The organism is Vibrio sp. MA40-2 (assembly GCF_047302445.1).
Lineage (GTDB): Bacteria > Pseudomonadota > Gammaproteobacteria > Enterobacterales > Vibrionaceae > Vibrio.
In genome coordinates this window covers 872,916-895,758 of the sequence record NZ_CP178627.1, presented here as the reverse complement: position 1 = coordinate 895,758, position 22,843 = coordinate 872,916, and the positions used below count along the sequence as shown (strand labels likewise).

Annotated in this window: 20 protein-coding genes and 3 pseudogenes; 18 read left to right on the top strand and 5 right to left on the bottom strand. The window is 40.6% G+C overall.

What is annotated here, in order from left to right:
• The first annotated feature begins 277 nt into the window (after positions 1-277).
• From ACLKML_RS03910 to ACLKML_RS03860, 11 genes and pseudogenes are all read left to right on the top strand, one after another.
• A complete protein-coding gene (locus tag ACLKML_RS03910; RefSeq protein ID WP_413282439.1) occupies positions 278-1,309 on the top strand; it encodes an IS110 family transposase in 1,032 nt (343 codons plus the stop codon).
• 274 nt (positions 1,310-1,583) lie between these two features.
• On the top strand, positions 1,584-2,006 hold the full coding sequence (locus ACLKML_RS03905; RefSeq protein WP_413282438.1) for a sigma factor-like helix-turn-helix DNA-binding protein: 423 nt from the start codon (positions 1,584-1,586) through the stop codon (positions 2,004-2,006).
• Positions 2,007-2,414: 408 nt separating this feature from the next.
• On the top strand, positions 2,415-2,594 hold the full coding sequence (locus ACLKML_RS03900) for a type II toxin-antitoxin system HicA family toxin (RefSeq protein WP_413282437.1): 180 nt from the start codon (positions 2,415-2,417) through the stop codon (positions 2,592-2,594).
• A gap of 38 nt (positions 2,595-2,632) precedes the next feature.
• The gene (locus ACLKML_RS03895) at positions 2,633-3,049 is read left to right on the top strand and encodes a type II toxin-antitoxin system HicB family antitoxin (protein ID WP_413282436.1); all 417 of its coding nucleotides are present in this window, start codon (positions 2,633-2,635) and stop codon (positions 3,047-3,049) included.
• Positions 3,050-3,280: 231 nt separating this feature from the next.
• Complete coding sequence (locus ACLKML_RS03890) at positions 3,281-3,766, top strand: hypothetical protein (RefSeq protein ID WP_413282435.1); 486 nt, start codon at positions 3,281-3,283, stop codon at positions 3,764-3,766.
• 45 nt (positions 3,767-3,811) lie between these two features.
• Positions 3,812-3,946 (top strand): annotated as a pseudogene (locus tag ACLKML_RS03885) (sigma factor-like helix-turn-helix DNA-binding protein); the annotation flags it as partial.
• Positions 3,947-4,118: 172 nt separating this feature from the next.
• Positions 4,119-5,771, top strand: coding sequence for an ATP-binding cassette domain-containing protein (locus ACLKML_RS03880; RefSeq protein WP_413282434.1), 1,653 nt, complete (start codon positions 4,119-4,121; stop codon positions 5,769-5,771).
• Positions 5,764-7,464: an ABC transporter ATP-binding protein gene (locus ACLKML_RS03875; RefSeq protein ID WP_413282433.1), complete on the top strand. Its 1,701-nt coding sequence runs from the start codon at positions 5,764-5,766 to the stop codon at positions 7,462-7,464. The genes ACLKML_RS03880 and ACLKML_RS03875 overlap by 8 nt, the downstream gene beginning before the upstream one ends.
• A 36-nt stretch (positions 7,465-7,500) precedes the next feature.
• Positions 7,501-9,465 (top strand): TonB-dependent receptor, encoded by a 1,965-nt coding sequence (locus ACLKML_RS03870; protein ID WP_413282432.1) that lies wholly within the window; start codon positions 7,501-7,503, stop codon positions 9,463-9,465.
• Between the two features lie 5 nt (positions 9,466-9,470).
• Positions 9,471-10,706: an MFS transporter gene (locus ACLKML_RS03865; RefSeq protein WP_413282431.1), complete on the top strand. Its 1,236-nt coding sequence runs from the start codon at positions 9,471-9,473 to the stop codon at positions 10,704-10,706.
• Between the two features lie 171 nt (positions 10,707-10,877).
• Positions 10,878-11,711, top strand: a complete 834-nt coding sequence (locus tag ACLKML_RS03860; protein ID WP_413282430.1) for a helix-turn-helix transcriptional regulator — start codon at positions 10,878-10,880, stop codon at positions 11,709-11,711.
• A gap of 18 nt (positions 11,712-11,729) precedes the next feature.
• Here ACLKML_RS03860 and ACLKML_RS03855 read toward each other — a convergent pair whose 3' ends face one another.
• Together ACLKML_RS03855 and ACLKML_RS03850 are read right to left on the bottom strand one after the other, a co-directional pair.
• On the bottom strand, positions 11,730-12,287 hold the full coding sequence (locus ACLKML_RS03855) for a hypothetical protein (RefSeq protein WP_413282429.1): 558 nt from the start codon (positions 12,285-12,287) through the stop codon (positions 11,730-11,732).
• On the bottom strand, positions 12,271-12,732 hold the full coding sequence (locus tag ACLKML_RS03850; RefSeq protein WP_413282428.1) for a hypothetical protein: 462 nt from the start codon (positions 12,730-12,732) through the stop codon (positions 12,271-12,273). The genes ACLKML_RS03855 and ACLKML_RS03850 overlap by 17 nt, the downstream gene beginning before the upstream one ends.
• Before the next feature lie 736 nt (positions 12,733-13,468).
• Here ACLKML_RS03850 and ACLKML_RS03845 point away from each other — a divergent pair.
• Entirely contained in the window at positions 13,469-15,730 is a 2,262-nt protein-coding gene (locus ACLKML_RS03845; protein WP_413282427.1) for a hypothetical protein, read from the top strand.
• A gap of 124 nt (positions 15,731-15,854) precedes the next feature.
• Here the strand turns inward: ACLKML_RS03845 and ACLKML_RS03840 are convergent.
• Both ACLKML_RS03840 and ACLKML_RS03835 read right to left on the bottom strand, forming a co-directional pair.
• A pseudogene (locus tag ACLKML_RS03840) lies at positions 15,855-16,064 on the bottom strand (IS3 family transposase); the annotation flags it as partial.
• Between the two features lies 1 nt (position 16,065).
• Positions 16,066-17,316, bottom strand: a complete 1,251-nt coding sequence (locus tag ACLKML_RS03835; RefSeq protein WP_413282426.1) for an ATP-binding protein — start codon at positions 17,314-17,316, stop codon at positions 16,066-16,068.
• 199 nt (positions 17,317-17,515) lie between these two features.
• Between ACLKML_RS03835 and ACLKML_RS03830 the strand changes: the two are divergent.
• The 3 genes and pseudogenes from ACLKML_RS03830 to ACLKML_RS03820 form a co-directional block, all read left to right on the top strand.
• Positions 17,516-17,698: pseudogene (locus tag ACLKML_RS03830) on the top strand (hypothetical protein); the annotation flags it as partial.
• Positions 17,699-17,751: 53 nt separating this feature from the next.
• Entirely contained in the window at positions 17,752-17,967 is a 216-nt protein-coding gene (locus ACLKML_RS03825; protein ID WP_413283723.1) for a hypothetical protein, read from the top strand.
• On the top strand, positions 17,968-18,324 hold the full coding sequence (locus ACLKML_RS03820) for a hypothetical protein (protein ID WP_413282425.1): 357 nt from the start codon (positions 17,968-17,970) through the stop codon (positions 18,322-18,324).
• A gap of 279 nt (positions 18,325-18,603) precedes the next feature.
• Here ACLKML_RS03820 and ACLKML_RS03815 read toward each other — a convergent pair whose 3' ends face one another.
• Positions 18,604-19,479 carry a LysR family transcriptional regulator gene (locus ACLKML_RS03815; protein WP_413282424.1) on the bottom strand — a complete coding sequence of 292 codons (876 nt, stop codon included), beginning with the start codon at positions 19,477-19,479 and terminating at the stop codon, positions 18,604-18,606.
• Between the two features lie 104 nt (positions 19,480-19,583).
• Between ACLKML_RS03815 and ACLKML_RS03810 the strand changes: the two genes are divergently transcribed.
• From ACLKML_RS03810 to ACLKML_RS03800, 3 genes are all read left to right on the top strand, one after another.
• Positions 19,584-19,886, top strand: a complete 303-nt coding sequence (locus tag ACLKML_RS03810; protein WP_413282423.1) for a putative quinol monooxygenase — start codon at positions 19,584-19,586, stop codon at positions 19,884-19,886.
• Entirely contained in the window at positions 19,883-20,857 is a 975-nt protein-coding gene (locus tag ACLKML_RS03805) for a Gfo/Idh/MocA family protein (protein WP_413282422.1), read from the top strand. The genes ACLKML_RS03810 and ACLKML_RS03805 overlap by 4 nt, the downstream gene beginning before the upstream one ends.
• 504 nt (positions 20,858-21,361) lie before the next feature.
• Entirely contained in the window at positions 21,362-22,843 is a 1,482-nt protein-coding gene (locus ACLKML_RS03800) for a sugar ABC transporter ATP-binding protein (RefSeq protein ID WP_413282421.1), read from the top strand.

Sequence of the window (22,843 nt, the reverse complement as noted above, 5' to 3'; positions counted from 1 at the left end):
AGTGATGCAGGTATAGGAGATCGGAAAAAGCGAAAGCTACATTGTAGTGATGCAGATACAGACCTATGTCTGATCACGAAAGTGAGCCCACTTCCGACTGGTCTCCCATTGCGAGAGAATTTGAAGAACTTTATTCAAGGAGAAATGATATGAACGTTTCCCCAACCCACGGAGACTAACGATGATTCGTTTTATGAGGAAGGAGACTCCCTGTCACGGCATCAAAGTGCTCAGTGTGGTTCAATAAAGTGAACCATCGACATTGGGAGTATCCACCATGAACACTAGCGTATTTGGCATTGATATCGCAAAGCAAGTATTTCAAATTCACTGGGTCGATCAAGAAACAGGAGAAATACACTCTGACAAAGTAAAGCGAAAAGATTTTGTAAACTATTTTGTAAATCAGCAGCCTTCGGTAATTGGTATGGAAGCTTGTGGTGGTGCTCATCACTGGGGAAGGTTGTTCAAGAAATTGGGTCACACGGTGAAATTGTTGCCTGCGAATAAGGTGAAGCCATTCGTTGTTGGTAATAAAAACGATATGGTTGATGCTCGTGCGATTTGGACAGCTATGCAGCAACCAGGCATGAAGTTTATTGCTGTCAAAACCGAAGAGCAGCAATCCATCCTCAGTATACATCGGATGAGAGAGCTACTAGTCAAGCACAGAACGGCACAAATCAATTCAATACGTGGACTTTTAATAGAGTTTGGGCTTGTCATGCCAAAAGGAAAAAAAGCACTTAAAGAGCGATTACCTAACTGCTTAGCAAAATTGGAAGGTAAAGTACCGAGTGCCTTTATGCATGCTTTGCAAGTTCAAATAGAACAGTTGTCTCATTTGGATGACGATATCAAACGATTGGAAATGCAAATACAAATCTGGTTTAAGCACAGTGTTGATTGTCAGCGTATCGGTAAGATTCCAGGGATTGGGCCACTAACAGCGACAGCACTTATTGCTTCCATGGGAGATGCATCAGCATTTAAATCAAGTCGAGAATTTGCTGCTTGGATAGGCATGGTTCCAAGACAAACGGGAACAGGAGGCAGAATCCATTTGCATGGTATAAGTAAAAGAGGAGATATTTATTTACGTACGCTACTTATCCATGGAGCTAGATCGGTAATAAGTCGCAGCAAAGATAAGAGTGAATGGCTTCAATCTTTACAAGCACGAAGACCGAAAAATATTGTGACCGTTGCATTAGCTAACAAGACTGCTCGAACTGTTTGGGCATTGGTTGCTAACCAAACAGTTCGAGCAGTCTTGTTAAGGGGAAGGCTGGTCATAAAATTTAATTAACACTGGATGTTCACTAAAAGTTTGCCAAGGTGCATCAAAGAGTAATGACAAACAAGGTAAGACCAAGCCTTATAAAACCTGAATTTGCGTTAGAGCAATAAGCTCGCAGGAGAAATGAGGAATAGAGCTGCGGAAATCATTAGGGTCGGCAGGAAGTTGTTAAATTGCAGCCAAAATTGATCCACTTTACCCCCCTGATTTGCACCGAAAACTGATCCACATAATCTAATCTAGATCCTGCTGACTTAAAGCAGGAGTATGTGGAGTGATAGACATGTCACTATTAAGCGTTATTCGTCGCTGGCATTTTCGAGAAGGGATGTCGCAAAGGGAAATTGCTAGACGTACTGGGCTTTCCAGAAATACCGTTAGAAAGTATTTAAAAGATCAAACCATCGAACCTGTTTACTCTAAGCGCAGTACATTAAGTAAACTTGATGAGTTTGAGGAACTGCTGATTTCTTGGTTGAAACGCGAAGCAAGGCGACCGAGAAAACAGCGAAAAACGGTCAAAAACTTGTTCCAAGACCTCGTTTCTATTGGTTATAACGGCTCATACGATAGGGTTGCTTCTTTTGTCCGTAAATGGCGAGAAGAACAAAAACTCACTTCTTCAAAACAGATGTACATGCCACTTGAGTTTGCACCAGGTGAAGCCTTTTTATCTTCTCAAGTCGCGGTACACCGTACTCAATGAAGATAAAAACCAAGTTCAACTATCAAGGTGAGCCAGTGCAGTATGAAAGTTGTGACACTCTAGAAGCTGAGGTTCGGCGCATATTTCAACGCTGTGGATTAAAGAGGTGTTCAGGGCGCAGATCAAGGGCAACAGAACTAAACAAGCAACACATAGATCTGACTACCATCTCAAAGATGTTAGGCCATGCTAATGAGCAAGTAACTCTTTTGTATATTGAAATAACACAACGACAAATGATTAGGCTGTTCGAATTAGCGCTCTATATTTTATTGGGGTTAAAGGGGTTAAAGGGGTTAAAGGGGTTAAAGGGGTTAAAGGGGTTAAAGGGGTTAAAGGGGTTATTTTGTTTGTTTTCTACATTGGAAGGGGTTATAATAACCCCATGTTAAACAAAGGTGAGGAACGGTGAAGAGCAGAGACTTAATTAAACTGGTGGAAGAGGCAGGTTGGGAACTGGTCAGAGTCAAAGGAAGTCATCACCAGTTCAGACATCCAGACCACAAACTACCACTCACAATCCCTCATCCAAAGAAGGATTTAGGATTAGGACTTGTGAAAGCAATTAGGAAACAGGCGGGGCTGTAAGTTCCCCTGATTCTGCAAATCACTTAGGAGAGACAACGATGTTATATCCAATTGCAATCGAAAAAGGTAATGAAAATACCGCTTTTGGCGTGGTGTTTCCAGACGTTGAAAACTGCTTTGCAGCAGGTGACAGCTATGAAGATGCACTGATACAGGCTAAGGAAGCTTTAGAGTTGCATTTTGAGGCCCTAGCGGATGCTGATGAAGTGCCGCCATTGGCAACCAGTATTGATGAACACTTTAGTAAAGATGAGTTTCAAGGTTGGGTGTGGGCGTTGGTCGAACTCAACTTAGAGCCTTACTTGGGTAAGTCCAAAAAATATAACGTGTCATTGCCAACCTTGTTACGCAAAAAGGTTGATGATGCAGTCGATGAAAATGATCAGTACGGTGGTTTCTCTCAGTTCATACAAGAGGCCGTAGTTAAAGAGTTAGCACGTACACATAAGCTTTAGAGGGGAAATATCGCCATGAAGAAAGTAATGATAGATGAGTAACACAGAGTTCCAAGCTATCTGCAATATACGGTCATTTTTGATTCCACGAACAGCCTAAAGGGGCAGTCCACACTCATCTAACAAGTGGCGTTCGACCTGAAAATGCAGAAACACTGAAATCAAGTGTCAAGGTTAATTTGGGCGCACTTAAAACTCAGTTATCCGAGTAGTAGGGGAAATAATACATTTATGAGCATTCGAGAAAAGCTAATCGTTCTACTTGGTGGTGTACCCGTCAAAAAAATCAGCACAAGAACAGGCCATTTACCCTATTTTGATTATTTGGTAGTGAGACATAGGGGAGCAGTACAAAACCTGAGTGAGTACTTCAAACTTGAACCGATACTCACAATATACACTCAAGATAATGAGCATATAACGGTAATTCCAAACCAGGGACAAAATATTGCGAATGTTGATAGGATTTTCTCTGTAGAAAAAATCGCAAGAAATGAATTGTGGTATTTCCTTGCACCTTACTTTCAGGATATTGAGAAGCGTCCAGTTAGCGTTGAGATGGCTTTGAGTATGGCGAGAAAAATAGTTTGTGGAACAGAAGCTAAACATGCACACCAGTTAAGCTATGACCTATTGGAAGCCTTACATAACTACCCTTGTGATACCACGAGAAGGGTAGGTGTTAAATTGCAGTCAAAATTGATCCACATAATCTAATCTAGAGCCTGTTGACTTAAAGCAGGGGTATGTGGAGTGATAGACATGTCATTATTAAGTGTTATTCGTCGCTGGCATTTTCGAGAAGGGATGTCGCAAAGGGAAATTGCTAGACGTACTGGGCTTTCCAGAAATACCGTTAGAAAGTATTTAAAAGATCAAACCATCGAGCCTGTTTATACTACGTGCCTATTATGCCCAGAGCCATGAAATGTTGTTCGATGCTCACAACCTATCACGTAATATTTGCGCTGATCGAGTACATGTTTCCCAATTTTGTTCTTATATTTCCCGATTTTGGTATTTTTGGTTTCTCAACTAGGTGAGAATGATTCCTATTAAGGAGTTATTCATGCATTTAACAAATACTATGAGCGCTACTCAGGTGCTCAAATCCATATTAAGTACCGAGAAAAAGCGTCTAAGTACTGTCGCTATCAGTGCATTACTTTGCACGTTCTCTGAGTTGTTAGTGTGGGTTAGCCTATATCTGATAATCAAAAGTCTAGTTGAGGGACAGATTAACTCCTTTTACTTTTTAGCTATAACAGGAGCACTGTTCGTTCGTTATAGCTTATATACTCTCTCATTGTGGCAAGCTCATCTTGCTGCTTATCAGATAATCCAACGAGTCCGGCAATATATCGTTAAATCCATGGCGGTTATGTCAGCAGATTTGCTTCTGACGTTCCATCGTGGTGATTTGGAAAAAAGGTTGAATGATGACTGCCAGAACCTAGAGCCTCTGATTGCCCACCACACAACCGATATTATCAATGGTATTGTTCTCCCCCTTTTATTGAGCACATTCCTTATTTGGATTGATTGGCGTCTTGGGTTAATAGCATTAACTCCACTACCACTTGCGTTATTGGCTCAGATAACAATGATGCGAGGATTTTCTTCACGACAGGCCAAATACAATCAGGTTGTCGCAAATATGCATCAGGCCCAACTTGAGTTTTTACGCAGTATAGGAGTTATGAAGTTGTTTGCTGTCGACACTGATTCGTACCATCAACTCAGCAAGAGCATGAACAAACACCACAAGTTGATAAGCACATATACTAAGCAGATTGTTGGTTCATGGGTGACTTTTGTCACGTTAGCCCAAACATCTTTAATGCTTGTTATTCCTTTTGCGATTCATTTTTCCATGGCTGGCTCATTATCTTTAACTGAGCTGGTAATGGCAGTGATGTTGTGTGCGGGAATTCTAAAGCCTTGGCTAGATCTCACTCAAATTATTGGGCAGGTTCAGCAATCTATGCTGTCAATCGACAGAATGAAAACACTGTTTACTGCTCCTCCATCTTATACGCCAGTAAAACCACAACCATTAACAACACTTAGCACACGCAATTTAGTAGTTGAGAGGGGTGGAAGGGAACTAGTTCGGGAAGTGAATATCGAGTTTTCACTCGGTGATTTTGTGGTTCTACAAGGAGTATCTGGTTCAGGAAAAAGTAGTTTTTTTGCGACCTTATCCGGGTCAGTAAAACCCAAATCCGGAGGGTGGTTTATTAATGACCAGCCAACAGACTCCATTAGCGATGATGACAGAAGCAAATGGTTAGCGGTTGTTGATCAATCTCCTGTATTTTTCAGCGGAACGCTAAACGAGAACCTGTGTCTCTCCAGCACTGACACTCAAGAAGAAGATGTTTTAGAGCTCCTATCCATGGTAGGTCTGGCTGATGTTGTTAGCCAGTTACCAAATGGACTAAATACGGATATCGGTGAAACACAGCGAAACTTCAGTGGAGGTGAAATTCAAAGATTGGCGATTGTTCGCGCTGCTTTGGCAAGGACACCAATATTGATTCTGGATGAAGCTACCTCTCACCTAGATAACCTGACCGAGCAAATCACGCTTTCCGGTTTACGTCTGTTTTCACCCGAACAGATTTTATTAGTTATCAGCCATAGGCCATACGCATTACAGATGGCTAGTCTCGTCTATCAGTTGACTGAAGGAACACTAAAGGAGGCGAGCAATGGATAAGTTAAGGTTTTTATTGAAGCACAGCGGAGCAAGTCATCGTGATTTTCGAATCGGTGTAGCCGGAAAAATCGTTAATGAAATGCTCCCTTTAAGCTGTTGGTTTTTGTTATTTGTGTACATAGCCTATGGATGGCACATCAATCTTATTTACGCATTGTCGTTGTCTGTTGCGGTTTTGTGTGGTCAGTGGTTATTTGGTCAGTCTGCAAGGCAAAGTTTTCTGGGCGCTTACGAAATCACTCACAACCTGAGAAAAGTACTACTAAAAGATATACGTAGTCAACCTATGTCCCTGATCACTGGCAGAGGATTGGGAGAGCGAATTAGCCTGATAACCAAGGACTTAAAAAGCTTTGAAGACATTTTTAGTCATCTTCTCGCAGACCTCGCTGCAAGCTGTGTTGTCCCAGTTGCGATGGTCGTGGTCTTATTCAGCGTATCTACAGCTCTTGGCGCATTGATGCTTGGTTTAATTGTTTTGGCCTGGATTATTTTACAGGTATGCGAAAGATCTTTTTCAAGACAAGCGAACAAATATCATGCAACACGTAGCGATGTTGCGAATAAAACACTCGAATACATAGAGTGTCTACCGACGCTAAAACAGTTTGGTCAAAGCAATAAACTTGCCGATCCTTTGTGCAATCAAATAGAACAATTACGAACCCGGGGACTTGGTGTTGAGTGGGCCGGAGGAACGGGAGTTATTCTTTCGACTTTGCTACTTGAACTCAGTATTCCCTTGATAGCTTATATCGGCACGCTGCAAGTTAACAGCGGGACACTGTCCCAGAACGAGTGGGTTATTGTGGTTATCGCCTGTGTAGCCTGCACACGTCCATTTGTTCGTATGACGATTTTCTCTACATTGATACGCTACATGTTTAAATCTGCACACCGCTTACATGCATTAGCGATTACCCAACAGCAGCCTAGAGAAGGTTGTAGGCCTCGTGACCACAGCATTCAACTACAAGGCGTGACATTCTCTTTTGAGAACCAACCTGTTCTGCATAACGTAAACCTAGACATTAAACCTGGTGAACATATCGCGATTACTGGCCCTAGCGGAGCGGGTAAGTCAACACTGCTTGATCTGATCGCCGCATTCTATATCCCAAGTGAGGGAACAGTAAAAATTGGTGGTGAGTCTCTAAGCATGATAGGCACGCACCACTGGTATCAGCATATTTCCTATGTCACCCAAAATGTTCAACTTTTTGCCGGAACACTAAGAGAAAACCTGTTAATCGCTCACAAATACACCAGTGAAGCGAAACTGATGGATGCCGTTCGTTTGGCCGGAATTGATGACCTAATAGCAAGACTCCCTGAAGGTCTAGAAAGTGATGTGGGTGAAAACGGCAATCATTTATCAGGAGGTGAGCGTCAAAGATTATCTATTGCCAGAGCACTACTTCATGATGCACCTATTGTTCTTTTGGACGAATTCACCTCCGCTCTGGATGCAGAAAAGCAATTAGAAATACTCAAAGGCTTAGAGTCATTCTTCACTGGTAAAACCTTAATAACTATCGCGCATCGGTTGGATACCATCGCCAATGCAGACCGAATTTACTTTTTTGATAAAGGAAAAGTTGTTGATGAAGGTACTCATGACCTCCTCATGATGCGCTGTAAACAATATCAACAACTTTGGATGATTCAAACAAGTCACAAACCCCAGTTGTAAACAGTGATAACAATATAGAATATAAGGAACAATCATATGTATCAATCACGTGCTAAAAAAACGGTATTAGCCAGCGCAATCATACTTGCAGTGAACAGCTTCGGTGCAAGCGCTGACGAAGCTATGACAGTAATGGTAATAGAAGCGACCAAGCTGGATACCCCACTTTCACAAGTCAATAACTCCGTTTTAGTAAAAACAGGTGAAGAGCTAGAGAAGGCCGGTGTTTATTCGGTAGGAGATCTTGAAAAAGTATTTTCTGGATTGCTTATTCAGACTAGGGGAAACCGTACTTACGCGAACACAACTATTCGGGGAGTGAGTTCTCCGGATTACTACTCACCTACAGTCAGTGTATATGTTGATGGCATTTTGCAAGACAACTCTTTTATTACCCAACAACTTATCAACGTAGAAAGAGTAGAATTACTTCGTGGACCACAGGGAACCTTGTATGGTGGAAATGCACAAGGTGGTGTGATTAACATTGTTACTAAAAAGGCGTCTAAAGATATTCAAGTCAGAACTTCTGCACTTTATTCCAATCTAAGCCAACAGGTTGATGGCGTTGTTGCTGCCCCTATTTCAGATAATCTATACGCAGATGTGTCCGTTCGTTATGTTTACGATGAAGGGAACATTGATCATACACCAAGTGGTAAAACAGACGCCAATGATGCCGATGAGCAATCGCTTCAGGCGCGATTCCATTATCTTCCTGACGATTCTCGACTGACGGCGACGGTGTCTATTGCCGTGGATAAGCTAGACAGTCATGAAGAGTGGTATCTCAGTGATAGCGATTACGACTCAGGGTCAACCAGTACAGATATCCCGGAACTGAAGAGAGACGTTTATACCTACTCCCTTAATGTTGGTTATGACATGGGTGCGTCTACTTTAAACAGCATCACCGCTTTTCAGGATAGGGCTATCGACAGAGATTATGCGTTTGGAAGTTGGGAAGAGGATCAGAGCAAGTTCAGCCAGGAGCTACGAGTAAAAACCAGTTTTAACGATTCTCTTACTACACTGGTTGGAGGATACGTAGAGTTACGTGATCTGCAAGTAGATACAGGTGCTGGTTTAAACCAGCTCGATTACCAAACTTACGCTCTCTTTGGTCAGGGAAACTATATGTTAACCGAGACGGTTGACATAACACTGGGAGCGCGTGTGTCATACCTAAAAGTGAACTCAGATTTCAGTGGGAATAGCGCCTGGTACATCTCAGCATATGATGAAAATCTTGATGAAACCAAGGTTTCACCGAAAGCCGCTTTAGGTTGGCAGGCAAGCGACGACACACGCTTTTACGCTTCGATAACCAGTGGTTACCGTCCAGCCGGATATAATGTTATACCTCTTAGCAACAACGACTCTAGTGGTTACCATGCTGAAACTTCACTAAACGGTGAACTGGGTTGGCGAACTAGTTTGATTGACAATCTGGTAGAGTTCAGCGGTGCATTGTACTGGATAAAAACAGACGATGTACAAATTTATACCGGCACTGTAGGCACACAGACACTAGAAAATATGGGAGAAGCGTTGAGCAAGGGTATTGAAGCTGAGCTTTCTGTTTATCCAAATGATGACCTAATCATTACTCTAGGTGGCACATTCGGCAAATCTGAGTTTGAGGCTGACAACAATGGTTACGAAGGGAACCGATTACCATACGCACCAGACACAACGGCAACATTTGGTTTCGATTATTACTTGCCACAAACATGGGTAGAGGGAGATATCTCTATTGCCTCTCAGGCTAGATACACTTCGAAAATCTATTTCAATGAAGGCAATACGTTGTCGCAAGATGGATATACCCTTGTGGATCTGTCGCTGACTTATGACTACAGCAATGACCTGTCGATGTCACTGTTCAGCAACAACCTCACTGACAAAGAATATGTAACATACGCCTACTCTTACGGTGGAACATACAGTAACTATGGGGCAGGCAGAGAAGTGGGCCTTAAAGTACGATATGACTGGTAACGACAATGATGTCTAGTCGAGTGTTAATACAAGTAAAACCACTGCTGGCCGTTCTGGCCAGCGTGTACACAATCCAAAGTTTGATTGGTATGTTTACCTTACAGGGGCTACCTGCAATTATGAGAAGTGAAGGTATTTCTACGTCCCATATAGGTCTGTTCTATCTGGCAATGATACCCTGGGTTCTTAAATTTTTATGGGCTCCCTATCTTGAACATCAACGTAAAAAAGGCGGATATTTTGCCAGACATGCCATCATCATTCTAAGTGCGCAGCTTGTGATTATTGGTACTTTGGTGTTTCTAGCCGTGACTGCTTCAATCAGCCACCTCGAAGTGATTTTTATCAGTGTACTTTTGCTGACCCTTATATCTACTTTTGCGGATATCACAGCCGATGGACTCGCAGTCGACCAACTCCCGGTTAAACAGCGATATCTGGGTAACATTATGCAGGTCGGAGGGGCTTATCTCGGCGCTGTTTTTGGTAGCGGAGTATTTATTTATCTGACCAGCATTATAAATTGGCAGTATGCTCTGTTCGTTTTGGCTGCACTAGTATTACTAATGAGTTTGCCAACGTTTAGTTTATTCAGGCTTAAGCAACAGAGTTTAAAATCATCCGAGCAGACTAAGCCTTCTCTAGCAAAGGCACTGAAAAGTCCAATAGTAAGAACAGGACTTATACTGGTTACGATCAGTCAAATAGGAACACGTGGGACTTTATCTATGATGATGCCATTTTTATTTGATCAAGGGGTGAGTCTGGAAAGCTTAGGGTTATTAGTTGCGGGAGGTGGTGTCGTTACCGGAGTATCTGGTGCTTTGTTGGGGGGGTGGTTAGTTAAGCAGATATCAGCGACAAAGAGCTTACTTTTAATACTTATTCTTGAAGCGGTTACCTTTACCTTACTGCTTCTCTTTAGTTTGCAGTTATTGAGTTTTGACTGGGGTTTACAGATCCTATATATCGTCAATAGCTTGGCCGCGGCTGCAAAATTTGTTGCCTTGTACACCCTGATGATGGAGTTTGCTCATGGAGAGCAATCAGGTGTGGACTTCTCTATGTTCCAGTCAATGGATATGTTAATTGCGATTGTGATGGCGATTGTTTGCGGTTCAATTATTGCCCATTTTGGTTACATCTACCATTTTGCTTTACTAGTTCTTTCTACAGTAATTGCGATTTTAAGTTTGGATCGACTCTCTAGTTCTAATAAGTTATTAGCAAGTTCGACTTAATGTATCGCCAGTTAATCGAGCGTACTAATCTGTGCTCAACTAACTATTCAGTCAATTTATTCTGTAAATGATACCCATTATCATTTAGTATAATCCGAATCAAGGACATGTTGGCTGGAGTTGAAAAGTAAAATGGGCAATATAGTAAGGAGCTTAAACAGGGTTGATGGAATGGATGGGCAATATGATGTTGTTTCAGTGGACGAAGGCGTTAATGCGTATGTAGTTAGCTGTACTGCACTGAACTCAGTCAGCTTCAATGACCCTGCCGAAGCTGGCTTTTACATCAGTTTTGCTGGTACAAATAACGCATATAGCCCCGAGTATCCTAACTATCCAGCATCTGAATTTGCTTTTCGTTGTATTGCCTCTCTTATACCAGAATACGAACCTAACAACCCTATCGTTCTATCTAAAGGTGGTAAAATTCAGAATATACGCATTCATTTCCCACTACACCACAGCCTGACTAAAAGCTTACTCCCGGATAATAATGGGTCTTCATTCAAGCCGTTTGACCTATATGAAACAGGATGGCAAATGTCTCTTACCGGAGAAATTCTTAAGGTCGCAACATCCATTTGGGATTGCAACCTCCATGGAGCCTCACGTGTTTTGTGGCTCAAAGGTAAAATATTAGAGTTGCTTGCATTATTGATGGTGCATCGGGAACCAAACTCATTAGCAGATAAAGCATGTGATAAAATCGCTCAACAGCCATACGTAAACTGGAATATAACCCGTCTTGCTAAAGAATTGGCAACCAACGAATGCTATTTAAAACAAGCCTTCAAGCAGCAGTTTAATATGGGGGTCGCTAGTTGGATTCAATCGTACCGGATTGACCTCGCTAAAGAACGGCTGATGGATCCAGACGATTCGATTACGAAAATAGCGTTAGATCTTGGTTATCAGAATGGGAGTTATTTCGCCAAAGTTTTTAAACAACACACGGGTGATACACCGAAAGCCTATAGAAACTCAATAAGCTCGTCCTCTTCATAAAAGTCTCAATATATAAAATTAGTATTGAACCAAATTACTTATCCAATCAGTCAAAAAAGTCAATAACCCAATCAACATCCCCTCACCAAGTGCTACGGCTCCGATTAACTGTTTCTTTGTTAATCCCGATAGACGAGCCAGATACACGATAATCTCTGTAAACAAAAGTGGAAAAAAAGCCCAGCCGGATACCGCAGCAACACCCATCGAATTTATCCAGTGTTGAGCGCGTTGAACTGAGTGGCTCGGAAGTGCGTTGAGTTTCTTTTGAATATCTAGATAGTCTACCGCTAAGCAAACAAGATAAGTAGAACAGCAAGAAGCCAGTAATGTGGTTCCGAACAACAACCAGGGTTCAACCACACTTGCCATTAGCAAAATAAAAGGCATAGTTGGTATGAATAGTAGGCCTCTAACTGCGATCAGTGCGACATATCCAGTTAATACATACCACTGATTGTCAGTGATGACGCGTTGCATTTCAGAGAGGGTATAAGTCTCATTGAGCCATCTAATACCGAGAATCGCGATTACTACAATGCTGATCCATACTGCAACTTTAATTATGGCGTTCATGCTTGGGTCCTTTGTGATCTTTGCAAATTTGAAGCTCTAAAGCTTCCTTGCAACTTTTTCTATTGCCACAGCGTAATCCAGTCACCTCCCATGCAACATCGAGGGTTCTATGCATACCAACCAATGTATATTGACATCGTTTTGGATAGTCTTGCATTACAAGCATTCGGGCAAAAAATACATCTTTATCTCGGTTGTCGGGTAACTCTTTCCTGAGTTGTAAGAAGTTCGTTTCATCACTTTTATTGGTTGTTGAAAGCTGATATTCCGTAAGTAATTCATCTTTAGTGAGAATGCTGTAATTCAAGAACTGGTGTGTTGGTAACAGCTTTAAAGTCGTGGCAAGCGTAGAGGTAAAGATTTTAGGAGTAAACACAATGCAGACAATGGTGAGCATGAATGAGATTATCAACGCAATGCACACCCTGAAGATAGTTTTCAGCATAAAATATTTTCCCCGGTTAGTTTTTGCATTTTCTTATCCCTAGCTTTAATGATTGGGAAATCGATACATTTAGATTAACACAATCCGTTTCAATCAGATTAATCGCGATTGATTATCTGTTTATCCAATATGACAGAAACTAGCCCTAGCGCGGTTAAACTGTTTCTTACATTAATCATGGTCCATCCGTATCTTCTGCTAATAACTTCAGCGTCAATTCTACAACGGGGAGGTGTGTTACTAGTTTAGTTTAGGTTTAGAAGTGGTCGCTTTACATAAATTTACGCTCATCGGAATAATCGATCTTACCTGCTGCCCAATTCGCACGGGATGTTGCATAATCAGGCTATTATGCTGCATAAAGTTTATCTATCCGCAATGTTCCCGGATGCTCACTTATGTCCATTTTCGTTCACCTCATCCACCTTAGGAAGCAGTGGACTATTGTGTTTTGGGCTACTAAAAGTTATCTGAAGGGTAGATACAGTCCCAAGCTAAACATTAAAAATGTAGCATTGTTGGGGTGAGGGTGTGTCCATACCACTGCTTACCGTGCAAGCGATAATGGGTCATTACCACATCAGACAGAATTATATCGCCTTTCAAAATTTCTAAGTATAATAATGGGTTACATTATTAGTAAAGTGACCTACATGTTCAATAAGGTTTACTTGACTTGTTTTTTTACTATGTTAGATTTTTGTGCTTTTTGGCTCATAAATGGACTTTATTAATAATGAAAAAAACAATATTAGCGACTTCAGTGATAGCACTTTTGGCCGGTTGTGGCTCAGATAGTGACAGCTCTTCGTCGTCCACTACTTCACCGTCCACTACTTCGCCGTCTGGCTATACGGTAACTGGCTTTGATGGATATCTTCAGAATGCGGTTATTTACATCGATAAAGATGGTAGTAGTAGCTTTAATGATACCTCTGAGTTTGTGGGTTTAACCAATGAATCAGGTACATTAACGCTGGATGAAATGCCTTCTGAACAATTAGCTTTGCAAACGCTAGTTAGCGGAGAGCCTGCACAACAAGTGCTTGCTGGAATGGACAGTAAATATGAAGCAGTTTACACAACCGACTCAGATCGCCCTTCAATGCCACTTGATGCCGAATATACACTTCATACAACTGAAACTGCAGAAGTGATCTCGCCATTGACAGATCTTATAGTGCTAGAGATGAAGACAAGCGGAACGGATGTCGATACTGCAATTGCCGTTGTTCAAGGTGCACTTGGTCTTGATTCGGATGCAGATCTATACGTTGACTTCGTTCATAACGGAGATGAGAAGCTTCATAAAACAGCCCAGATTTTGGCAGACTCTAAAGCTGGCAGTCCAATCGCTTATCAATTAAATCCAATCGAGTTCGCAACCGATACAAAAATAGCCGTTGACCAAATCCCAACGGATAAATTATCCGACCCTAATTATCGTATGATCGTAGACGGTGATATGGGTACTAATGACACAATTCCAACTGGTTCAGATACTTACGTTAACCCTACGGTTTTTAACACTGTACAAGCTCAGTTCGATGAGTTAGATCTCACATACGGTTACTCTGCTGGGAATCCGATTACTTTATTTAAAGCAGACTTAACCGATCTATTCAAAGACTCGGATAACACTGGTAAGTTAACTAATTTCATTCATGTATCCAATACAGATTCAGATTACGTTGTACTTGATAAGTACAATGAGAAAACAGGCCTCGTTGCTTATGTAACTAACGATCAGATACGAGTTGGTATGAACTCAAACGATGCTATTAGAGGCTCTGGCGATTACACTGTTGTTGTGCAGTACGAAGGAGAAAATTCAGATACAAATAAAGCCAAGGCTTTATTTTCATTTAGCATTAAAATCGATGATTCTACCCCGCCCATTTTGATTCCAAATGAAGTAAACTTAGCTCAAGCGAAAATATATGACACACCGATGGTGGTCGATATCGACATTACTCCAATTGAGTTAGACCTAAATAGTATTTTTAATTCACACGGAAAGGACATCGAATTCTCATTAATCCAAAATACGATGAATGGGCTAAACCTGTCTCTGAATGGTTCGATGCTAACGATTGACGGTGTGCCTTCTGCTGGTGCAGAAAAAGATGTATACGCACTAGAAGTCGTCGGTAAGTCAGGTACTGCAGAAACGACACTGTCATTGAATTTACCTGAAATACTTCTTGTGCCAAATAGTATTGCAGCGATGGAAAACCAAGTTCTTTATCGTGCAGTATTGAATTTACATGCTGATATTCGTAAATGTGAAGCCATCCAACTTATTAACGGCGAAATCTATTCCATTCTTGGTGAGAACAAGTCCGATTGTCCAGTGAGTGTTCCAAGTGACATAACTGGCGACCTTGTAGGTAATTATAGAATCGAGAATGGCCGCTTGGTTGCCTTTAGTGGAAAAGTTCCAGCTGACAATGCAGACTCACGTTACTTGCTAGCTAATCTAATGAGCACAGACAGCAAAGATGGTGACGTGTACCGATTCTTGGTTCAAGGTGGCGTGACTCCTACACCAGAAACGTACTCTGTTGAATTCTATGATGCGCCTTATCAAGTAGAGAAGATTGTAAAACCTCGGACTGTTGACGATGGTGGAAGCTGGTCTGAGAATGCGGTAGCAGGTTCAATTAACATTAATGGGGAATATGTATCAACAGTGATTTTGGCAAATAATGGAGAGCGATTGAGCCTTCAAGGCGAAAATTCTAACGACATTTTGTGTGAAGATGTCGCCGGTCAGTATGAATCATACGAGGTTGGTATCATGGTAAATAACGTTTATCGATCTCTATCGCATCAGCCGATCTACGATGTGTGTGAAGAGTTATCAGGCTATTCAGTGAGTGTTAACATTGGTGTTGAGTTGGGGCTTGAGAATGAAACTTACGTCCATATCCTTCACCCATACAGTACTTCAAATGCTCCTTACATTCAGCGTGAGTGGATTGAGACTCGAAATTAATTTGTAGTAATTGGAGAATACTTAATAGCCTCTGTGATTTAGAGGCTATTTTCACTGAGTTTTCTTCTTCTGTTCAGTACAAGTAAATCCAGCATTGTGGGAACTCATTAAAAAGCACGCAACTATCACTGTGAAACAAAATGTTCTCAGGTTGGCCTCGTGATTCAAAGGCCATTGAAAGTGCTTTACCTGTTAATTTACTATCAGGTGATAAAGACATCGCCCACCCAAACGTTACGTCTCCAACCCAAACTTTGTTTGGAGCCGTCACTGCAAATTGACGATCTAAATGATCAGGGATAGCAATATGCTCTGAGCCCGATTTTCTATATTTATCACTCAAAACACATTAAGTTAGAGATAGGTAATAAGGTGATTTTTTCAGAAATCTTGATCAATCGGTCACCGGTATAAATGATGAACCCGTGGCTAATGACGCCATCGTCTACAAGTTTTTGGATCGGTTTTTTCCAACTGTCTTTCACTGTCATACCGGACTTTACCTCTATGCCCACTGAAATCCCTCTTGAGGTTAAAATAGCATCGACCTCGATAGCGCCGTCTTTCGTTCTGTAGTGGTTCACCGTACAGTTTTCTGGGTAGAGGCTTGATAGCTTTATTAATTCGGCAATGACGAAATTTTCAACGACGTCACCTAGCACCTCAGGGTTCATGACGAGATCATCATAGTTCTTATCTCTTAGGAAGCAATGTAACCCTGAATCTAATGTGACTATTTTTGGTGAAGCAACGACTGCCTTAGTCTCATTCTGATGAAATGCAGGAACATAATGCATAAGATATGCAGAGGCCATGGCTGAAATAAACCGGTTCCCGGTCTCTTTTGCCACACCAACATTCTTGTATATGGCAGACTTATTTAAAAGTTTAGAGGAATTGATGGCTAACAGTTTAAGCGTTTTTATAGCCTCATCACTTTTTTCAATTGAGTACACCTCTTTCAAATCTTGTCTGACAATAGATTCGATATAGTTGTCAAACCATGCACTTCTTCGGTGTGGTCGCCGTCTTTGGATTTCTGGGTATCCACCAAGAACAATCCTCTCAATAAGTTGTTCTCTTGTTAATATGGTCTCTGTTTGCTCAAAGTGATTCTGCAGTGCTGATCGAATAAAAGAACTCTCAGCATCATGGATCTCTGCTTGAGTGAATGTGTATAGCCTTAACCACTCAATGCGCCCAGCCATAGAATCGCCATGATCAGAAGCTTCTGACTTGTTCTGAAACTGAGATAATATTCTCAGATCTGCTGAGCCAGTGATAATAAAACTCCCGTCCTCACGGCTTTCGTCAACAAGGAGTTTTAGATTTGAAGTTAATGCAGGACATTTTTGGATCTCGTCAATCAGGGCCGGTTTTTTCAAGGAGCTAATAAATGCTTTGGGATCGTTGTTTGCGAGATCTCTCATCCCTTTATCATCAAGTGAGACCCTGTGATAACGTGATTCAGGTACAAACTTTTTTGCTAAGGTGGTCTTACCAACCTGCCTAGCGCCAAGCAATGCAACAACAGGTGTATCTATCATTGCATCTTCAACATACTGTGATAATTTTCTGTTTTTCATTGTTATCTCAAAGATATTAATTTTTTCTATGTTAGACTGAATTAATATTTTTGGCTAGTCACTGTCCATATTTTTGGCTAGTCACCTTTCATATTTTTGGCTAGTCACCTTTCATATTTTTGGCCAGTCACTTTCCATATTTTGGGGTTAATAGTCTTCTATATTTATAACCATCCAGCTTGTGGTTAGGTTTAGATATATGAATGGTACTGTCAAGTTAACCGATGCTATGGCAGTATTTCCTCCTGAAATTATCCGACACATCGTCTGGTTGTACTATCGTTTTATCATGAGTTTTAGGGATGGTGAAGACCTTCTAGCAGAACGAGGCATACCGTAAGCTACGAAACTGTTCAGTATTGGAGCAGTAAATTCGGGCGTATCTATAGCGAACGTCTCAAGAAAAATGCCGGTCGATTTGGTTATACATGGTTCATGGTCGAGGTGTATATTAACATTCGTGGTGAGCGTCACTACCTTTGGCGAGCGGTAGATCAGGAGGGTGGATACGGGAAGCAAACAGGACGCTTAACGTCAATACGTAACTTCATTGAGAAACAGCCGGTTGAATTGGAAAGCACCACCAAAATTGCAAACGAATACAAGGTTTCAAAGTCCCTACGAGTTGTCTGCAAACAGATTGCAGAGTAGTTGAATACCAGAGGCATTCGCTCTTTTAAATACAGTGATGAATTTTACGATCAGCCATCTCAGGCTAGTGAGCAACAACCAATGGGCTCACTGAAAAGAAGCACATCAGATACTTTTGAAGTCCTTCTCTATCCTGAAGGGCAACAATGGATTTTGGAGTTCAAACCAGATGAAGTTAAAGATATTGCCTATGGTAAGGCAGACACGATCACAGTGTATGAATGCCCGGACGATGAATGCAGGGCGGCGTACAGTTCTCCGGATTATCCTTGTATCCGCTGTGAGAAGCACCGATTTAAAGAGATTGACACCATGGACATTAATGAAGTGCTTAGGGTAGCGGATTTCTTCAGCTAGGATAAGCCTTTCCATTTTTACTTTGTAATAACGCACAAAAAATATCCTCAATCAGTGAGGGTATTTTTTTAACCATATGCTAATTTATATTGTACTTTAATTTTTTAATAAAAGGCGTTTACTAAATAACCGTTTATTAAAAATGCTTTAGTAAAGCGGTGCTAACAACTAAATACGTTCAATGTGTGTTGGATGGTCCGTTTTAAAGTCTTCATGTATGAAAATTTCAGGGCGAGACAATATTAATCGGTACGAACACTATATTCAGATGAAAAGTGGCTAATTCACTTTTCGTAAAACGAAGTCGACAAAAGTACGATTTTTTAGTGACAATTGTTTAGAGCGATAGAGTAGATGGATCGGTTTAGGTCTTGGTGTGTACGTTTGAAGCAACTCTACTAACGTCGCGGATTGGATTTCTTCTTCAACCAGAATTCTAGGTTGCAATAAAATACCTGCCCCATCTATTGCCGCAAACTTAAGGACATCTCCATTGTTTGAGGTGAGACGAGTAGTATTGAGATCAAAGGTATTCGATGGCATGTTTATCACTTGTTGGCTCTCTCCTTGATGGTATTGAAATCCTAAGCAATGGTGTTGGTCGAGATCTTCTATACAATTGATTTCGCTATGTTTCATCAAATAGGAAGGCGCGGCGCAGTAAGTCATCTCGTAATCACCAAGCTTTCGTACAACAAGGGAGGAGTCGACTAAATCCCCGATGCGAATAATGATGTCCGCATCGCTGAGATAAGGGTCAATTAGATTGTTATCTAGCTGTAACTCCACATTCAAGTCTGGATATTCTGCGAGAAATTCCGCTACGATTGGTGCAAGTATCATCTTTCCGTAAGTTACTGGGCAGTTGATCTTCACCGTACCTGTCGGTCGATTGACTAGCGTTTGAATCATGTTTTCAGCGTTGGTAATGTCTTCAATGATACGCAAGCATTCTTGGTAGTAGAGTGTGCCAGCTTCAGTAAGCGATTGCTTACGAGTCGTTCGGTGAATGAGTTGTGTACCTAAGCTTTGTTCTAGAAAGCTTATATGTTTGCCAACCATCGTCGGTGAAATATCAAAACGATGGGCAGCGTTGCGAAAGCTGCCATGCTCTACCACATAAGTGAAGACTTTCATGCTGGTTAGTTTGTCCATTATGCACTCAAGGTTTATAAATAAATAACTAAAGTAGAGTTTATCAATCAATAGAGGTTAATTATATTGGTTTGCATGATTAAGTATGAAGAAAGAGATCTATCATGAGCCAGACTATTTTTGTCACAGCCGAACTTAAAATGAATTCAGGTAAGCCGAGAGAGCAAGTCATTCAAGCTATTGAGCAATTCTGCCTTGATATGCAAAGTGAAACAGGTTGTTTACAAGCCGTTGCCACTTACGATGCGAAAGAACCACAACGAGTCATTTTGTGGGAGCGATACAAGGACCGTACCGCAATCGAAGCCCATTTTACAATGTCTCACACCCAATTATTCATCGCGACTGAAATGGCAGAATTGGTTCAAACCTTTGAAACCCAAGCTCAACAGGAGGCGAAATCATGAAGTGGGGAATTTTAGGAACCAGCTTTATTTCTGGCGTCATGGCAGAAGCGATCAAAAGTGATGATAAGAGTGAACTCTATGCCGTTGCTGGGCGGTCTAAACAAAACTTAAAAACGTTTTCCGAGCAATATAGTATCGAAAAGACCTTCACTGATTATAGTACTTTAATTGAGGATGAGCAGGTTGAAATCATTTACATTGCACTCCCAAACCATCTTCATCATGATTTAATAATTAAAGCGGCAGAGAAGGGTAAAGCCATTCTGTGTGAGAAGTCGCTCTCTGTTGATATGGAAAAAACCGAATTGGCACTAAAAGCTGTTGAATCGCACGGGGTGTTCTTTGCAGAAGGTTTGATGTATTTGCACCACCCGTTGGTTAGAGAGTTGGTTTCGGTACTAAAATTAGGAGAAATTGGCGAGTTGCGTTCGATTCATACTTCATACATTGCGTCGATTGCTCAGTTCGTCAACCCAGATAGTAAAGGCGCATTATACAACCTAGGCTGTTACCCAATGTCACTTCTGAATCTTGTAGTGAAAGCGATGCTCGGTGAGCAAGCGTTAGAAGATCGCACAATTGCCGCTATTGGCCGTCGAGGGGAAGATGGTAATATCCACGAATCGAGCCTGTTAATGCAATTTGGTGAACAACAGACGGCAAATGTGCACACAGCAGAGGACCATGGTCTAAAGCACCAATTTACAATTCTTGGTAGCAAAGGTTGTATTACTCTAGATTCCAATCCGTGGTTACCGACGCAAGAAAACCAATTCAGTGTCGAAATCTACGAAGACTCAAAACGTACGGTTTCAGTTTTTGCAGAAGGCGATGCTTTTTTCTACCAGGTTCGTAACATTCGTGACGCGGTAGAGAAGGGGTACAAAGAACTAGAAAGTCCATGCACAACATGGGGAGATTCGCATCGTATCATGCAACTACTTACAGAATGGGAAACCGCTGTCTCATAGAACGTAAAACTGGTGGTTGAACAGCAAAGCGGCGCAAAAATTAGCATAAAAGCGCATAAAAAATGAAAAACCTAGAAACCTTAAATCAGCTACTTACTGAATCCTAGATCGGCTAGGGTACTCATCGGCCCGAAACAAACGGTTTATTGCACCATTTATCGAAAACACGACATAGATGATGCGAAACACCTTTACTTTAATAACAATCTTATCCAGATAGTAAGTCCAATTGGTTTTCTTTGACCTAGCCATAGTCAATTGCGTCGTATTCTTCTTTTCTGTTTACCTATTCAGTTATTAGCATTTGGTTGTCCTATCAAAAAGCACTCACATCACATTTATTGAAAATTTGTGATCAAAACGTTAATTCACATATCAATGTGTAGTTATGCACACCGAATGGTGCTTAAATAAGAGCATAAGTTGATGTGTATATTATATGCATAGAAATACCGTTGTTTTATTAAAATAATGGTTAGTTTAAATATAAATATTAGGCATAGAATGAAGGTTCAATTAAATAATATTTCAAAATCATTTGGATCAGTTAATGTTTTGAAGTCAGTTTCGCTAACTATTAAATCGGGAACCATACACGCTTTAATGGGAGAGAATGGTGCTGGAAAATCAACAATCATTAAAGTATTGGGTGGTGTCCATAAGCAAGATGAAGGTGAAGTTGTTATTGATGGTTCTGTCGTTGATATAAATAACATCAGAGAAAGTATGGAATGTGGAATTGCATATGTTCATCAAGAATTAAATGTTGTTGATACACTAACTGTTGTTGAAAGTATGTTCTTAGGATCTGAAATAAAGAAAAAGTATGGTTTTTTAGATTATGATGCAATGAGAAGTAAGGTAATAAAAGTTTTTGATAAGTTGAAGTTGAAAATTTCTCCAGATACAAAAATGAAAGATCTTACTGTAGGAAATCAACAAATGGTTGAAATAGCTAAGTCGCTTTTATTTCATGCCAACGTTATTATTTTAGATGAGCCAACAGCAGCATTGTCAAATAAAGAAATATCTAGTTTATTTGACGTTATAAAAGAGTTAAATAGTCAAGGCGTTAGCTTTATTTATGTTTCACATCGTATGAATGAGATATTTGAAATTTCAGATGAAATATCAGTAATCAGAGATGGCGTCTATATTGGTACCGTAGAAACTAAGCAATGCACAGAAGATAAACTCATTACTATGATGATTGGAAAATCATTGACAGAAATTTTTTCAAATAAAGAATCGACTCCAGGAGAAGAAATTTTACGAGTGAATGATCTTTGTCTTAAAGATACTTTCTCTGATATAAACTTCACTCTAAAAAGAGGTGAAGCCCTTGGTTTTAGTGGATTAATGGGCGCGGGTCGATCGGAGTTAATGCACAGTTTGTTTGGTAGTGTCCCTTATGATAGTGGTGAGATTTTCATCGAAGAAAACAAAGTTAACATTAATACCCCAATTGATGCAGTAAAACATGGTATAGCTTTTGTTACCGAAGATAGAAAAAATCAAGGATTAATATTACATGACAGCATTAGAGATAACATTGCATTACCCAGTTTAAAAAAATATAAGACTAATGGCATTATTGAAGATAGAAAATTAAATGAGGCCGCGAATAAAAAAATATCTGAATTAAACGTTAAATGTGAATCAGGAATCCAATCAGTTTCTAAATTAAGTGGAGGGAATCAACAAAAAGTGGTACTGGCTAAATGGCTAGAAACCTCTCCAAAAATATTGATACTTGATGAGCCAACTCGCGGTGTGGATATTGGGTCAAAAAAAGAAATATACCAAATAATAAATAGTCTAAAAGAAGCAGGGAATGCCATTATTATTGTATCAAGTGATTTGTATGAAATTATTGGTATAAGTGATCGTATTGCTGTGATGAGAAATGGAAAGATAGAAGATACCTTATATAAAAATGAAGTAACGGAAGAGAAAGTGTTAAAGCTTGCTTTTACAGGAAAATAA

Excerpts from the sequence above, each read along its gene's own strand:
- ACLKML_RS03805 (WP_413282422.1), top strand. The coding sequence starts at position 19,883 with ATGAAGTGGGGAATTTTAGGAACCAGCTTTATTTCTGGCGTCATGGCA.
- ACLKML_RS03860 (WP_413282430.1), top strand. The coding sequence starts at position 10,878 with ATGGATGGGCAATATGATGTTGTTTCAGTGGACGAAGGCGTTAATGCG.
- ACLKML_RS03855 (WP_413282429.1), bottom strand. The coding sequence starts at position 12,287 with ATGAACGCCATAATTAAAGTTGCAGTATGGATCAGCATTGTAGTAATC.
- ACLKML_RS03845 (WP_413282427.1), top strand. The coding sequence starts at position 13,469 with ATGAAAAAAACAATATTAGCGACTTCAGTGATAGCACTTTTGGCCGGT.
- ACLKML_RS03880 (WP_413282434.1), top strand. The coding sequence starts at position 4,119 with ATGCATTTAACAAATACTATGAGCGCTACTCAGGTGCTCAAATCCATA.
- ACLKML_RS03895 (WP_413282436.1), top strand. The coding sequence starts at position 2,633 with ATGTTATATCCAATTGCAATCGAAAAAGGTAATGAAAATACCGCTTTT.
- ACLKML_RS03850 (WP_413282428.1), bottom strand. The coding sequence starts at position 12,732 with ATGCTGAAAACTATCTTCAGGGTGTGCATTGCGTTGATAATCTCATTC.
- ACLKML_RS03825 (WP_413283723.1), top strand. The coding sequence starts at position 17,752 with ATGGTCGAGGTGTATATTAACATTCGTGGTGAGCGTCACTACCTTTGG.
- ACLKML_RS03865 (WP_413282431.1), top strand. The coding sequence starts at position 9,471 with ATGATGTCTAGTCGAGTGTTAATACAAGTAAAACCACTGCTGGCCGTT.
- ACLKML_RS03890 (WP_413282435.1), top strand. The coding sequence starts at position 3,281 with ATGAGCATTCGAGAAAAGCTAATCGTTCTACTTGGTGGTGTACCCGTC.
- ACLKML_RS03810 (WP_413282423.1), top strand. The coding sequence starts at position 19,584 with ATGAGCCAGACTATTTTTGTCACAGCCGAACTTAAAATGAATTCAGGT.
- ACLKML_RS03800 (WP_413282421.1), top strand. The coding sequence starts at position 21,362 with ATGAAGGTTCAATTAAATAATATTTCAAAATCATTTGGATCAGTTAAT.
- ACLKML_RS03835 (WP_413282426.1), bottom strand. The coding sequence starts at position 17,316 with ATGAAAAACAGAAAATTATCACAGTATGTTGAAGATGCAATGATAGAT.
- ACLKML_RS03905 (WP_413282438.1), top strand. The coding sequence starts at position 1,584 with ATGTCACTATTAAGCGTTATTCGTCGCTGGCATTTTCGAGAAGGGATG.
- ACLKML_RS03870 (WP_413282432.1), top strand. The coding sequence starts at position 7,501 with ATGTATCAATCACGTGCTAAAAAAACGGTATTAGCCAGCGCAATCATA.
- ACLKML_RS03815 (WP_413282424.1), bottom strand. The coding sequence starts at position 19,479 with ATGGACAAACTAACCAGCATGAAAGTCTTCACTTATGTGGTAGAGCAT.
- ACLKML_RS03910 (WP_413282439.1), top strand. The coding sequence starts at position 278 with ATGAACACTAGCGTATTTGGCATTGATATCGCAAAGCAAGTATTTCAA.
- ACLKML_RS03875 (WP_413282433.1), top strand. The coding sequence starts at position 5,764 with ATGGATAAGTTAAGGTTTTTATTGAAGCACAGCGGAGCAAGTCATCGT.